This window comes from Fibrobacter sp. UWT2, from assembly GCF_900142545.1.
Taxonomy (GTDB): Bacteria; Fibrobacterota; Fibrobacteria; order Fibrobacterales; family Fibrobacteraceae; genus Fibrobacter.
The window spans coordinates 147,955-161,553 of record NZ_FRBF01000005.1; the positions used below are offsets into that span (position 1 = coordinate 147,955).

13 protein-coding genes are annotated in these 13,599 nt (G+C 51.5%); all 13 read right to left on the minus strand.

The features are described 5' to 3' along the window. Positions 1–2: 2 nt before the first annotated feature. A complete protein-coding gene (locus BUA40_RS05150; protein ID WP_072799121.1) occupies positions 3–1,742 on the minus strand; it encodes a fimbrial protein in 1,740 nt (579 codons plus the stop codon). Then, positions 1,739–2,635 (minus strand): hypothetical protein, encoded by an 897-nt coding sequence (locus BUA40_RS05155; protein WP_072799123.1) that lies wholly within the window; start codon positions 2,633–2,635, stop codon positions 1,739–1,741. Before BUA40_RS05155 ends, BUA40_RS05150 begins: the two co-directional genes overlap by 4 nt. Positions 2,636–2,645: 10 nt before the next feature. Beyond that, a complete protein-coding gene (locus BUA40_RS05160; RefSeq protein WP_255369210.1) occupies positions 2,646–3,371 on the minus strand; it encodes a right-handed parallel beta-helix repeat-containing protein in 726 nt (241 codons plus the stop codon). Continuing rightward, on the minus strand, positions 3,368–4,198 hold the full coding sequence (locus BUA40_RS05165) for a hypothetical protein (protein ID WP_072799125.1): 831 nt from the start codon (positions 4,196–4,198) through the stop codon (positions 3,368–3,370). The genes BUA40_RS05160 and BUA40_RS05165 overlap by 4 nt, the downstream gene beginning before the upstream one ends. Before the next feature lie 15 nt (positions 4,199–4,213). Beyond that, positions 4,214–4,789 (minus strand): tRNA adenosine(34) deaminase TadA, encoded by a 576-nt coding sequence (tadA, locus tag BUA40_RS05170; RefSeq protein ID WP_255369211.1) that lies wholly within the window; start codon positions 4,787–4,789, stop codon positions 4,214–4,216. A 91-nt stretch (positions 4,790–4,880) separates the two neighbouring features. Beyond that, positions 4,881–5,870 carry a putative heme d1 biosynthesis radical SAM protein NirJ2 gene (gene nirJ2 / locus BUA40_RS05175; RefSeq protein WP_072799127.1) on the minus strand — a complete coding sequence of 330 codons (990 nt, stop codon included), beginning with the start codon at positions 5,868–5,870 and terminating at the stop codon, positions 4,881–4,883. 86 nt (positions 5,871–5,956) lie between these two features. Further along, a complete protein-coding gene (gene hemL / locus BUA40_RS05180) occupies positions 5,957–7,243 on the minus strand; it encodes a glutamate-1-semialdehyde 2,1-aminomutase (RefSeq protein ID WP_072799129.1) in 1,287 nt (428 codons plus the stop codon). A gap of 71 nt (positions 7,244–7,314) precedes the next feature. Beyond that, positions 7,315–7,698, minus strand: a complete 384-nt coding sequence (locus BUA40_RS05185) for a hypothetical protein (RefSeq protein ID WP_072799131.1) — start codon at positions 7,696–7,698, stop codon at positions 7,315–7,317. 177 nt (positions 7,699–7,875) lie between these two features. Further along, complete coding sequence (gene hemB, locus BUA40_RS05190; protein WP_072799133.1) at positions 7,876–8,847, minus strand: porphobilinogen synthase; 972 nt, start codon at positions 8,845–8,847, stop codon at positions 7,876–7,878. 81 nt (positions 8,848–8,928) lie between these two features. Continuing rightward, positions 8,929–9,828, minus strand: coding sequence for a hypothetical protein (locus BUA40_RS05195; protein WP_072799135.1), 900 nt, complete (start codon positions 9,826–9,828; stop codon positions 8,929–8,931). A gap of 101 nt (positions 9,829–9,929) precedes the next feature. Further along, positions 9,930–10,889 (minus strand): NAD(P)-dependent oxidoreductase, encoded by a 960-nt coding sequence (locus BUA40_RS05200; protein ID WP_072799137.1) that lies wholly within the window; start codon positions 10,887–10,889, stop codon positions 9,930–9,932. Positions 10,890–10,949: 60 nt separating this feature from the next. Further along, entirely contained in the window at positions 10,950–12,470 is a 1,521-nt protein-coding gene (cobA, locus tag BUA40_RS05205) for a uroporphyrinogen-III C-methyltransferase (protein WP_072799139.1), read from the minus strand. A 6-nt stretch (positions 12,471–12,476) separates the two neighbouring features. Next, positions 12,477–13,595, minus strand: a complete 1,119-nt coding sequence (locus BUA40_RS05210; protein ID WP_072799141.1) for a tetratricopeptide repeat protein — start codon at positions 13,593–13,595, stop codon at positions 12,477–12,479. Between the last annotated feature and the right edge of the window lie 4 nt (positions 13,596–13,599).

The following is a 13,599-nucleotide window of genomic DNA, read 5'->3' on the forward strand; positions in this document are numbered from 1 at the left end:
GCTTAGCCCTCGACCTTAGGCTGCTGAATGGCAGAACGTTGAGTCTGTTCCAAAACTTCGAGCAAGATTTCCTGCGTCTTGACGGCGTTTTCCATAAGCACTTCGCTCGCGCGTTCGTGGAAGGCTTCCAGAGACTGGTTGAGGTGTTCCACAAAGCTTTCTTCTTCTTCGCGTTCGGCAGTGTCGCCCGAGAGCTTTTCCAAAATCGTTTCGAGGCCGGCACGCAGCATTTCGAGGTTTGCGCTGAGTTCGGACTGGTTCACGCGCATGAGTTCTGCGGTTTCCACGATGTTTCCACCCAGAGCGTCCGTCGCTTCCTTTTCCTTGACCACGCGGTTGTCGATGCTTTCGGTGAGAGCCTTCTGGGCTTCAAGCAGCACGGCAGAAGTTTCGGAAAGCTTCTGGAAGGCGCCGAGAATGTCCGAGGAAAGCGCCGAGAGTTTTTCGGCCACGGAGTTGCTGAGTTCGGCAGAACCGGCCTGAGCCTTTTCGGCCACCTGCAAGGCAACGTTCTTGAGCGTTTCGAGGCCTTCTTTCTGGCTGTCCACATTGGCAGTCGTCTTGTCTTCGAGACGCTGCATAAAGCTTGCCCACTGATCGCCAGACTGCTTGACCTGTTCGGCCACGGCGGCAGCTACGTTCTTCGTCGAATCGGTCATGGCCGATTCCGTTGCAGAGGCAACGCCATCCAAGCCAGACTTCACATCGGATGCCACCTTCGAAAGAGCCGTTTCCACATTGCTAGAAACACCTTCGAGAGAAGCCTTGAGGGTCGAAGAAATGCCGTTCAGCTTTTCATCGAGCTTAGACGGAATCGATTCCACAGAAGTCGAAAGCGTCTTGATATTCTGTTCCATCGGAGTGAATGCACCGGCCAAGGAATCCTTGACCGAGGGGCCCAAGTTTTCGACAGCCTTGTTCATGTTCGTAGAAACATTGGCAAGCGATTCGTTGAGCTTCGTGGTCATGGCAGAAAGTTCATCACCCACCATCGAGACAACGCCCGAAAGGCCTTCCTTTACAGAGGAGGCAACGACAGACAAATTCTTTTCGACAGAATCAAACAGGCGTTCGAGTTCCGTCTGGGCCTGCGCTTCTTCGCTTTCGCCGTTTGCAGCGCCCTGCATATCCAGAGTCAGAGCGTCGAGCTTTGCCACGAATTCTTCACGGGCAGAAACCATCATGTTGCGGCTAGCGTTCAAAATCAAGGCGGCGAACAAACCGCAAAGGCTCGTACCGAAAATGCCCTTCATGTTCTGGAACAAGAGCTGAATGGTATCGAGAGTGCCCTGAGTCGTCGAATTATCGATTGCACCACCGGCCGTCGCCACAGAATACATAAGACCAAAGAACGTACCCATCAAGCCAAGCAGAATCACCGTACCGCCGGCACTCTTGGGAACTGCAATGGCAACACTGTTAGAAAGAACTTCATAGGCCATCGAAGAATCGAGGCGAATGTTCTTGGCAATCAAGTTCTGAGCCAAAGCCACGCGCTTTGCCACCACGCCGTCGCCACTGACATAGCCACCGCGCTTTCTGCAAGTTTCCAAAATATCAGTTTCGGCAGCAATCTGCTTCACCGTCTTGAGGGCAACCACCTGTTCGCCGATAAATACGGCAAAGATTGCCGCCATGATAATCCAGCCAAAGAGCGGTGCGCCGAAATAGCAAGCGGCAATCACCAGGGCCAAAAGTCCCACTATAGTCAGTGCTAAAATGATCTGGAAGGAGTTTTTCATGTTTTCACCTCAAATAAATTCAATTGACCGCGGGAGAACCCGCGCAAGAATAACGCCCACTTGCTCTGGTACCATTCAATAATCTGAAGGGTAAGTCCACGGGCGTAATCACAAAAGTCATCAGTAAATGCCAAGAAACCGTTTTCGTAAGCGTAGTGCGGATTCCAGTAACGGCCCACGTTGCGTGCGCAAGAGGCTGCCGAGCTGTAGTAATGCGCAGGGCTCTTGGTGTTGAATGCAGCCGCAAAGCGCTTTTTAGCAAGAGCATTCAGCGAGCTGCGGAGCGAAACCACCAGGGCGTTTTCCTTATCGCGGAGCGACGCTTCCAAACTGGGAAGCAGTTTGGAAACCGCATCCACGGCGCTTTCGGAGTGCCAGTACTTGCAGAGCTTTTCCTGCAGCTGCATCACGCGCCCGTGCATGCGGACGAACAACGGTTCGGCGTCGCTCACCAGCAGGTGAATCGTCGCCGAGTAAAAAGCGTTAATGTCTTGCTTATTGTTCTTGACCGTGAGTGCCCAGCCCTTTTCTTCGTCGTGATGCAAGAAGTCGCCACCTTCCAGCAGCAGGCGCATCACTTCGTCTGTCGAAAAGCGCTGCATCCACTTGGTGCGGAATTCGTCGTAGAGCTTGTTGGCATCGGCCATAATCTGCGGGAAGCTGGAATCCGCCAACTTCCACGCCGTTTCGCTGTAAGAAATCAGTTCCGTAGTACCCACGTTTACCGCAGGATCGTTCAGCATGGCATCCAAATGTTCGTGCAGCACAATCGACCACGTCACCATCATGGACTGCGAAAGCGTCGCCATCATGGTCGAGCGGTTCGGACGCACCGAAAGACGGACACTGCTGTCCGTCATCTTGCGAATGGATCTGCGAAAGGACTCTTGCACGAAAGTTCCCTTAGAATGCGGTTTCGATACGGTGCCAGATGTTCCTGTTCACGCGCTTGCCCTGGGCTGCGAGTTCTTCGGCTTCGTTGCGGACGTCGGCTTCAAGGTTGTCCTTGATCAAAGCCCTGTCACCATCGAACTTTCCACCCGGTTCCAAGTAAAGGCCATAAACGTTATCGTTGATCTTGGTATCGGCGGCAACCACCTGTCCTGCTCGAATGGAGAGGGCGAAACGGTTGCGCAGGAATTCGCAACGGGCCAGGAATACTTCGGGCACGTCGTCAATCCAAAGGCCGTAGTAGTTGTTCACGAACTTCACGTTTTCGAAAATGCCCTTGGAACGGAACACCGTATTGCGGAAAGCGTTTTCAACAATCAGGTTCTTGATTTCGAACGGCTTGTTTGCCGATACAAAATGAAGGCCGTTCCAGCTCTTGAGCGAATCAGCGCTCTTGAACACTACGGGAGCAGCGTCCGTACCGATAATCTTCACAGATCCGCGGAACATGAGCTTTGCATATTCGCCCATCAAGACCGTTACACCCGGTTCAATTTCCAAAGTGTCTTTTGCCGAAAATACGGCACCCTGTTCCAACAGGTAAGGGCTATCCGCCACCACCAGTTTCACCTTGCCGTTTTCAATCGGCGGGAAAGGCATCTCCCCCGCAACGGCGTTATACGCAAACAGGAGCGTCGTTAAGGCTAACCCCGACCATTTTTTTAAGCCTAGAATCAAATTTCACTCCTCAGTTTAATTTTCTGGATCACATGCATGTCAGGAATCACGTTGTCGGCAACGATGTCGTTTACACTGAGGTCGCCGGTCAATTCCATCTTCACGCTCGAAATCACGCCATTCGTCATATCGAAGAGGATACTGCCCGAGCCTACGATAAAGCCCTTGCTTTCCATGCGCAGGTCAGAAGTAGAGTCGGCCACTTCCTTGTACTTCAGGTTCATGCCGATCTTCGCCATCTGGATTCCGTCATGAACGTAATGGTCTTCCAGGGTAAAGGACTTGTACACCACCGTCTTACCCGAATTGCCCGGGATTTCCACAGAACGGTCCCAAGTTTCACCCAGTTTAACCGGCTTGCCCGGCAAAAGGGGCTGCACCTTGAGGAAGATGCGGATGAGGTCCAGGGCTTCCGTGCCCATCATCACGGAGTCTTCGATGACTGCGTCGCGGATGGTGCCATCCTTACTCATCTTGAACTGGAAATGTTCGGTGGACATGTAGCGTTCCATACTGCGGAATTCTTCCACCGTACGCTTGTCGGACTTGTAGTCCACGGAATCGATTTTCAGCTGGAACTTGGCCGAGCCGTCATCGTAAGCCGTCAAAAGTGAATTGGTTGCGCGAACTTCCAAGTGGGTGTTCATGGCTTCGGGCGTCGCGGATACGGAATCCATTGCCGGAAGGATGGCATTCAAGGAAGATTCGAGGAAATAGGTCTGCTGTTGAGCATTTTGGGTGTTGAACGAGATAGTGAATTCATTCCCGTCGCAAGCACAAAGAGCGAATAGGGCTACAGAGCCCGTAAAAAGCTTAAAGAAATTCATGTTTAGAATATAGTATTAACTAATTCCCTTATTCCCAGAATCCCCTTTTTCAAGGCGCATTTTCTGGAAAAAAGCCTTCAAAAGGCCCAGACATTCGTCGGCAAGGAGGCCGCCCACCACTTCGACTTCGCGTTTGAGCGCATTGTTCGAAATGACGTCGATTGTGGTGCCGCAACCGCCAAAACGGGTGTCCGGAGAACCGTAGACCACACGGCTGATTCGGCTATTCAAAATGGCCCCTGCACACATCGGGCAAGGTTCCAGCGTTACATACAAAGTACAACCATCCAAGCGCCAGTTTTCGAGGCTACTCGCGGCGGTGCCGATAGACAAAATTTCGGCATGGGCCGTCGCGTCCTTTAGCATTTCGATCTGGTTATGACCTTTACCGATGACTACCCCATCTTTCACGATAACACAGCCGATAGGGATTTCCTTTTCGTCAAAAGCCTTCTCCGCCTCGCGGAGCGCCATACGCATGAAACGTTCGTCTTCGAGGGTATGAGCTGTGAGGTCGCTCGTTTCACTCGCTTTGAGGTTTGAGGTCGCAGCCTTCGGCTGCTTTGCTTTGTTCATTTCTTCATCTTTCATTTATCACTCCTCAAAGGGGCTTTAGCACTGATCTCATACCTCAAAGGCACACAGTGCCGACCCCATACCCCAAAGGCACGCAGTGCCGTCCTCACAGCCCTCTCCCGTAGGCGCAGTAGGAGTCTTCTTGCATGTAGTCACCGTCGTGGTAGTAAGCGGCACGGGCGCGGCAACCGCCGCAACGGTCGTTGAACTTGCACTTGCCGCAAGCACCCTTGTAGGCCTTGGTACGCAACTGCTTGAAAATCTCGGCATTCGCCCAGATTTCGTCGAAAGGCGTGTCATGTACGTCGCCCGCTTCTTCCATCATGTAAGCGCAAGGGCGCACCTTGCCAATCGGGCTTACGATGCAGTAGTCGAGGCCGGCGAGGCAGCCGCGGCTGTAACGAGTCTTGATGTCGAGCTGGTCGGCAATGCGCAGGAACTGCGGAGCGCAAGTGGGCTTCACCGGGATGCCGAGCGTGCGGCTCTTTTCCATAATCTTGCGGAGGAGTCCCTCGTATTCGGCGACGCGGAGTGCGTGACCTTCAATTTCCTTGCCGCGACCCACAGGAATCAAGAAGAAAATCTGGTGGTTCACCGCGCCGATTTCCTTGACCCAGTCCATGATATCGAAAATTTCGTTCTGGTTCCAGTCCATAATGGTCGTGTGAATCTGGAACGGGAGGCCTGCAGCCTTGCAGTTTTCGATACCCATCATCGTGAGTTCGAATGCATTCGGGAGACCACGGAAATCATTGTGACGGTCGTGATCGATACTGTCGATGCTGATGCCCATGGCCATCGCACCGGCCTTCTTGAGTTCGAAAGCCAAATCGTGCGTGATGAGCGTGCCGTTAGTGCCGAACACCGGGCGAAGTCCCTTGCTGGAAGCATGAGCCACCAGTTCCACAATGTCCGGGCGGGTCATCGGTTCGCCACCGCTGAAGATCATAATCTTGAAACCCGCCTTCGCGATTTCGTCAATCAGCTTGAGTGCCTCGGCGGTCGTGAGTTCGGCAGCCTTGTTCTCGCCTGCGTCCTGGTAGCAATGCTTACAGGTCAGGTTACACTTGTTGGTGGTCATCCAAGATACAATCATTTAAATCCTCAAAAACTTATTGAAAAATAAAAAAGTTTAAATCCCGTAATGAAGAACTCTTCCTACTGTCTACTTCCTACCGTCTACTATATTTTCTTGAAAACCTTGCGGGCTGCTTCGATGGTACGGTCGATATCGGCTTCGGTATGGGCCGCACTCACGAAAATCGCCTCGAACTGGCTCGGGGCAAGATAAATGCCTTCGTCAAGCATGCCGAGGAAATACCTGCGGAACAGTTCCAAATCGGACTTTTGCACGTCGGCAAAGCAGGTAACGGGACCTTCGGTAAAGAAGATACAGCCCATGGAGCCCACCTGATTGGTAGCGAGCGGAATTCCAGCGTCCTTCGCTGCGTCCTGGAGACCCGCAATCAACTTCTTGGTGCTGTTTTCGGCGCGCACGTAATATTCCGGGTGCGTCTTCAATTCGCGCATCGTCGCAAGACCCGAAGCCATTGCCACCGGGTTCCCCGACAAGGTGCCCGCCTGGTAAATTCCACCAAGCGGTGCAATCTGCTGCATCACATCCAAGCGACCGCCATAAGCACCCACCGGCATACCGCCGCCGATAATCTTACCGAAGGTGGTCAGGTCCGGCTTGATGCCATAAAGACCTTGAGCACAATGAATGTCGACGCGGAAACCGGTCATAACTTCATCTACAATCAAAAGTGCGCCATGCTTCTTGGTTTCTTCGGAAAGAGCCTTCAGGAATTCCGGCTTCGCCGGAACCACGCCCATATTGCCGGCCACGGGCTCCACAATCACACCCGCAATTTCGTCGCCAATCTTATCGAACAATTCGTGTACACCAGCGACATCGTTATACTGGAGCGTGAGCGTGTACTTGGCCAAATCCGCCGGCACGCCCTTGCTGCTCGGCTTGCCCGTCGTGAGCATGCCCGAGCCCGCCTTAATCAGCAAACTATCGCTATGGCCGTGGTAACAACCTTCAAACTTGACAATCTTATCGCGGCCCGTGAAACCACGCGCCGCACGAATCGCACTCATCGTGGCTTCGGTACCGCTGTTCACCATGCGAATCATCTCGACACTCGGAACAAGTTCCATCACGAGCTTAGCCAGTTCCGATTCCAAACCGCAGGGAGCACCAAAACTGAGACCATTCTGAGCCGTTTCTGCCACCGCCCTGATTACGGCATCATGGGCATGTCCCAAAAGCATCGGACCCCAGCTGCCCACGTAATCGATGTAGTCGTTACCATCGACATCATAAATGTGGCTACCCTTGGCACGCTTGATAAACGGAGGTGTCGCCCCCACATTACCATAAGCACGTACCGGGCTGTTCACGCCACCGGGCATCAGGCCCTTGGCTTCTGCAAAAAGTTTTTCGCTTAAAGAATGGTTCATGCCACCAAAAATAGAAAATCCAGCCCGAAAGCTGGATTTCCTAAAAATGACTCGTTCTAATTCAACCGATATTAGAAGTTGTGCGGAGCGGCAGTGCCGCAGCCAACCACGGCAGAAGCTTCATCGTAGAAGTATTCCACCTGGCCACCTTCCTGGGTGTCGCAAGCGAGAGTACCAGCAGCGCAACCCTGACCCGGAGTATAGACAGCCTTGTCGAATTCGTTGTTAGCGCCGCACTTGGCCAAGAATGCTTCAACGCCAGCGTCATCAGCGGCGATAGCATGGCAAGAGTGGCTTTCAATACCAGCAATGTTCCTAACCACATCACAAGAAACAACAGACTTGCCGTCGAGCTGAGTCTTGGAAGAACCCGAAGCGTTAGAAGAGGAATCATCGCCACAAGCGGTGAGGACAGCAGCTGCGCCGAAAGCGGCAACAATCATCAGTTTTTTCATTTTATTCTCCATTTAACTTTTGTGTACGTTTTTATTAAAACGCCCTACAAATATAATACTTTTTTTTACAAAGTCAATAAAAAACATACAAGTTACAAAAAAAGTTTTTTGTAACTTGCATCATTTATTATGAAATTTTAGTGTAAACTATTACAGAACAACGACTTACGTTAAATTCTACTTCAAAAGGCCTTTTTCAAGCACTTCCTTGGCATGGTAAGTGATAATGATATCGGCTCCGGCACGCTTGAAGGCAATCATATTTTCGCGGATAATCGCCTCTTCGTTAATCCAGCCGTTTTGGGCTGCAGCCTTGACCATGGAATACTCACCACTCACGTTATAAACGGCCACAGGCACATTGCTCATTTCAGCCGTTTCGCGCAAAACATCGAGAAAGGCAAGTCCCGGCTTCACCATCACGATATCGGCACCTTCTTCCAGATCGAGTTCAACCTCATGCAAGGCTTCGCGAGCGTTGCGAACATCCATCTGGTAACTCTTGCGGTCGCCAAAATGCGGTGCAGAATCCGCCGCATCGCGGAACGGTCCGTAGTAGGCGCTCGCAAACTTGGCGCTGTAGGCCATAATCGGCAAATTCTTGTATCCTTTTTCGTCAAGTTTAGCGCGGATTGCCCTCACGCGGCCATCCATCATGTCGCTCGGAGCCACCATGTCGGCACCGGCTTCGGCATGCGAAAGCGCCGCCTTAGCCAAAAGTTCAAGCGTCGAGTCGTTATCCACATCGCCGTCTTCCTTGACAATACCGCAGTGGCCGTGGCTCATGTATTCGCAAAGGCACACATCGGTAATCACGTACAGTTCCGGGAACTTTGCCTTGATAGAGCGAACCGCACGCTGCACGATTCCGTCATCGTCATAAGCAGAAGAAGCGATTTCATCTTTGAAGCTAGGAATGCCAAAAAGCAAGATAGACTTAACGCCCACCGCCACGCAGCTTTCCAGTTCCTTCAAGATTTCATCGATGCTAAAGCGATACTGTCCCGGCATCGAAGGAATTTCTTCTTTGACATTCTCCCCCTCGACCACGAACATCGGGTAAACGAGCGCATCAGGATTCACGGCAGTTTCTGCCACCATGTTGCGGATAGTCGCATTCTTGCGCAAACGACGAGGACGGATAATCATAGTCAAACTCCTTATTTGAAATTCAATATAACAAAAAATCCAGCCCGAAAGCTGGATTTTTGCAGATTATGTTATCCGATATCAATCATAGAAATCAGAAGAGTCCATATTCTTCAATTCTTCGCACATCGCCTCAGATTCAGCGACAATATCAGAAATAGAGTACCCGAGATTCGGAACGGTATCCAACTCTACCCCTTCGGACGATTCATCTCTAAGATAAATAACGTCGCCATCTAAGGTCATCGTCGATACAAAGGACTCATTAACGCCCCCCTCTTTGAATGAGCCATTCACGATCACCGTGTTTCCTTTGGTGGTCACCACGCATTGTATATCTGCGGAACCAGACTCTGTATTCTGCGGAGTTTCATCAATCCCCGAATCGTTCCCAGAGTTATTGCCGGAGGGATTTCTCACTTCGGTATTTACTTCATCAGACGGTGTTGGCACACTGGACGATTTCAACTTAAATGTCATTCCACGTTCGCCATCAGGATTAATGGTCATAGAGCCATTCACCATCTGAAGCGGCATCGTAACATTCTGGCCTTCCATTTCGAACGAAATCTGGAAAGTTCCGTTTTCAAAATCATCGGAGCCAGACCAAGTTCCTGTAGCCGCAATTCCATTAGAGAATTTCGTTGTGCCATTATTTTTTACTTTTAACTTAGATTCCGTTGCAAGGAACGTGCCATCCTTAAACAAGTAAACCGCATCGACCATTGTTTTGACGGCATCGTTATCTTGCACTGTTTCGGCATCGGTGGCATACCAAGCTACCACATCTGCCGTTTTGTAGCCAGTCGGGAAAAACGCCGACACCGTTTCTGCGGTCACCTGACCCGAAGAATCCCCATTTATGTTTGAGGAATTATTCGCATTTGTGTTTGAGGAATTGTTCGGACTTGTGGAAGAATCATCACAACCGATCATTAGACCCATAGAAATAGCCAAGGCTACGAACAGTGATTTTTTCATATTTTGCTCCTTGTTATAATTTTATTTCAAAAACTATACTTTTATCAAGGAAAAAGCACGCAAGCCAATATTCCAACTTGGAATATTGGTGATATTTATCACTAATTAAAATCCCGTTCGATTTGTTCGAGGCCTTCGGCCCATTCGGCTTGGATTTTCTGTTTGAGTTTCTTGGCGAGCGAAGGAGCGCGGCCCTGCGTAGAGACCGTTACGGCGATATTTTCGCCGAAATCCATACGGGCGGGCACAATGAAATCGCCGTCGAGGTAGTCGCAGGCGTTATTCACCAGAATGCGGCGGGCGCGAGCATCGTTGCTGACCTGGGCGTTGACTGCAGGCTGGTCGGTGCAGATGAAGACCATGAAAATGCCGCGGAGATCGAGCGGCTCGTAGGGGCGATTAATCAGGGTTACGAGGCTTGAGGTTTGAGGTCGGGCTTCGCCCTTTGAGGAAAGACTTTCGAATTCCGGATCAAACTGCGGGGCGACTACGGTAATGCGGGCGCCCGTAGGCAAAAGCGTCTTCACCTTGCGAAGAGCAATACGGCCACCGCCTACCACCAACACATTCTTGCCTTCGAGATTCAATTCGATGGAGAAGAGGTTTGGTTTAGACGAGAGGGGAGAGGCGAGAGACGAGAGATTATTCTGACAAGACTCATTTTCTTTCGTCTTTCGTCTGTAGCCCGCATCAGCGGGCGTTCTCTCGTCTATTTGCGCGTTACGGACTCCGGCGACGACCATGTCGGCAAATTCTTTCCAGTCGCCAAGGCAAGGCAAAAGCGTAATCGGAATCTGCGGAAATTCCGCCTGCAAGTGCGCCACAACCTTAGGCACATCGTTCTTGGTATGCTGACCATTCAGCAGCAAGTACGGCAAAAGCGTCACCGATTCCACATCTTCGCGCAAGAGCGTGCGCAAGTCATTTTCCAAATCCAACAGACTCGTACTTGCCACGCGCGTACCGGGCAAATCATGGTGCAGTTTATCCATGATTTCTTCGAAGCCTTTATAGGCCCCCGGCAGAATGCAGTGATGCGCGATAATCAGGATAGCTTTCATAGGGGTAGTAGGAAGTTGGAAGTAGGAAGTAGGAAGTAGACAGTGGTTAGTGGTTGGTGATTAGGATTCTTTAGTGTAGAATTCGACGATTTTTTTGACGAGGGAATCCATCGTGGTTTCGTCGGAAGTGACGGTTTCAAAACCATGCTTCTGGGCTGCTGATTCTGTCATGCGACCAATGCAGAAACTTAGACGAGAGACGAGAGACGAAAGACGAGAGACTTGTACAAAGTTCTCGACGGCGCTGGTGCTGGCGAAGACGATTGCATCAGCAGATTCAACAGCTTCGCGCTTCCATTCAGGGAGTTCAGCGACCGGGAGCGTTTCGTAAACGACCCAGCGGTTTGCCTGCGGTAAAAGTTTCAGCAAGGTGTCGTCGGCGAGATTACCCTGCAAGAGAAGGATACGAGGTGTGAGGTGTGAGGTCGCACCTTCGGTGCTTTGAGGTATGAGCGAAGCCAACAGTTTTCCGAGGCCTTCGCCGGTATGGTCTTCGGGCACGTAATCGCAGCGGATGCCATATTCCAGCAATTTCTTTTCAGTAATCTTCCCCACGCTTGCAATCTTCTTGCCGGCAAGAACGCGGATGTCATTGCCCGAGGCAAGCAACTGCGTAAAGAAAGATTCAACACCGTTCGTGCTTGTGAAAGCGAGTACGTCAAAGTTCGCGAGGTCAGCCCAATTGAACGAGCCCTCAACTGCACGCGTTTCAATCATCGGAGTCTCGATGACTTCGGCACCGAGGGCCGTGAGGCGGGCTGTAATCCCGCTGGCCTGCTTAGCGGCGCGAGTCACCACCAGGCGCTTGCCCGACAGCGGCAAATTCTTTTTCCAGGCGAGAGTCTTGCCGAGTTCAACAACACCGCCCATAATCGTAATCGCGGGGGCTGTCACGTTTTCGCGAACAATCGTCTCCCCCGCCGTTTCAAGCGTCGCCATGACCGTACGCTGGTACGGCGTGGTTCCCTTTTCGATAAAGGCAAGCGGTGTTTTCGGATCCTTGCCGCATTCCACAAGGCGCTTGGCGATAAAGTCCATATTGGCAATGCCCATCAAGAAAATGAGGGTGCCCTGGCACTTCGCGAGATTTTCAAAGTCGAGAGAGAGTTCGCCGTTCGACTCAGCCTTTTCGTGGCCCGTGATAATGTGGAAACTTGTCGCAATGCCGCGATGGCTTACGGGAATGCCCGCATAAGCTGGCACCGAAATGGCCGAGGTAATGCCCGGCACCACATCAAATTCAACGCCAGCCGCCACCAGTTCCAAAGCTTCTTCGCCACCGCGCCCGAATACGAACGGGTCGCCACCCTTGAGGCGCGCAATAATACCCTGCGGGTACTCCTGCGCAAACTGCACCAGAAGCTTGTTGATTTCGGACTGTTTCACCTTGTGGTGCGTCGGCATTTTGCCCACGTCGACCATCTTCGCCTTCGAATTGCACATTCCGAGAATCGCCGGAGAAACTAGGCGGTCGTACACCACCACGTCGGCGCGTTCCAGAATTTCTTTTCCGCGAATCGTCAAGAGTCCCGGATCGCCAGGACCTGCACCAATCAAGTAAACATGACCAAAATTCGCCATCAGAACTTAATCCTTGTCATCAAAGGCTTGAGCGTCTTCCGGTTCTTCCACAATCCAGTCGCGAATGTGGTCAGCAAGAGCCTTCTGGCCGTCCTTTTCGATTGCATCGGCAAGGTCAGTCAATTCTTCGGCATCGAGCGTCGTCAAATCCTTTTCAAAGCGGTCCACGTAGCCCGAAAGCTGTTCGTAACGCTTCATGCCAGCGAGCAACTGCATAAATTCCAAATTCGCCGTATTGCCGTTACGGAACTGTTCATGTTCCTTGAGCACGCGGTCGGCTTCGGCATCGGGCAAGAAGGCGGCCAAACGTCCGAGGTTCATCACCTTCGGGAAAGTCTCGTACAGGGTGCGAGCAATCTTGATGCAGTCAGACTTGCGGCCTTCCTTGTCGGCAATGGCGGCCTGCAAATCCAGGTACGCTTCTTCGTCTTCGGAGCCGGGGTTGCGCACATCGCCGAGCCACTGCTTGGCAAGTTCGATATTCCCCGCCATAAACTGTGCATTTGCAATGTCGATGAGTGTCGCATTGCTCTTGTCCGGATCCTTGAGGAGAGCGGCCTTCACAAAGTTTGCTGCATCCTTGATAGAATCAGCCATATCGCAAATGGCATCCAGAATATCTTCACGGTTGCCCTGATCGACTTCGGTAACCTTGTTGATCAATTCTTCGAGCAAAGCCTGCGCGCGTTCCTTGGGCAAGATTTCTTCGACACTCAGGAACACCACCGAGCGGCCTTCGCCACCCACATGGCGCATGGCAAGGTCATGAATCAAATCCGCGACATAATCCTTGTCGGTATACTGCGATGCCAGTTCCACAAAGAACGTTCCTGCATCGTAAAAGAGGTTGTCCCAGTATTCTTTTTCTTCGTCGGTATCGGCCTTGAACGAAATAAAGTCAGCACGCAATGTCCAAGCCAAAAGTTCCAGCTGGTCCTTCGGATTCTTGAAGTTTTCGATATCGTCAATGCCGTTTGCAATTGCCTCGTACAAGTCTTCGGGGCGGTGTAAAAGTCTGCTCTGTCCGCTCACAATCTGCGTAAGCGTTTCACGGAGTTTGTCTTCTTTACTGCGCATGGCCTGTGCCATGGCAGGAGATTTCCATACCTTTTTCTTCTTTGCCATAATT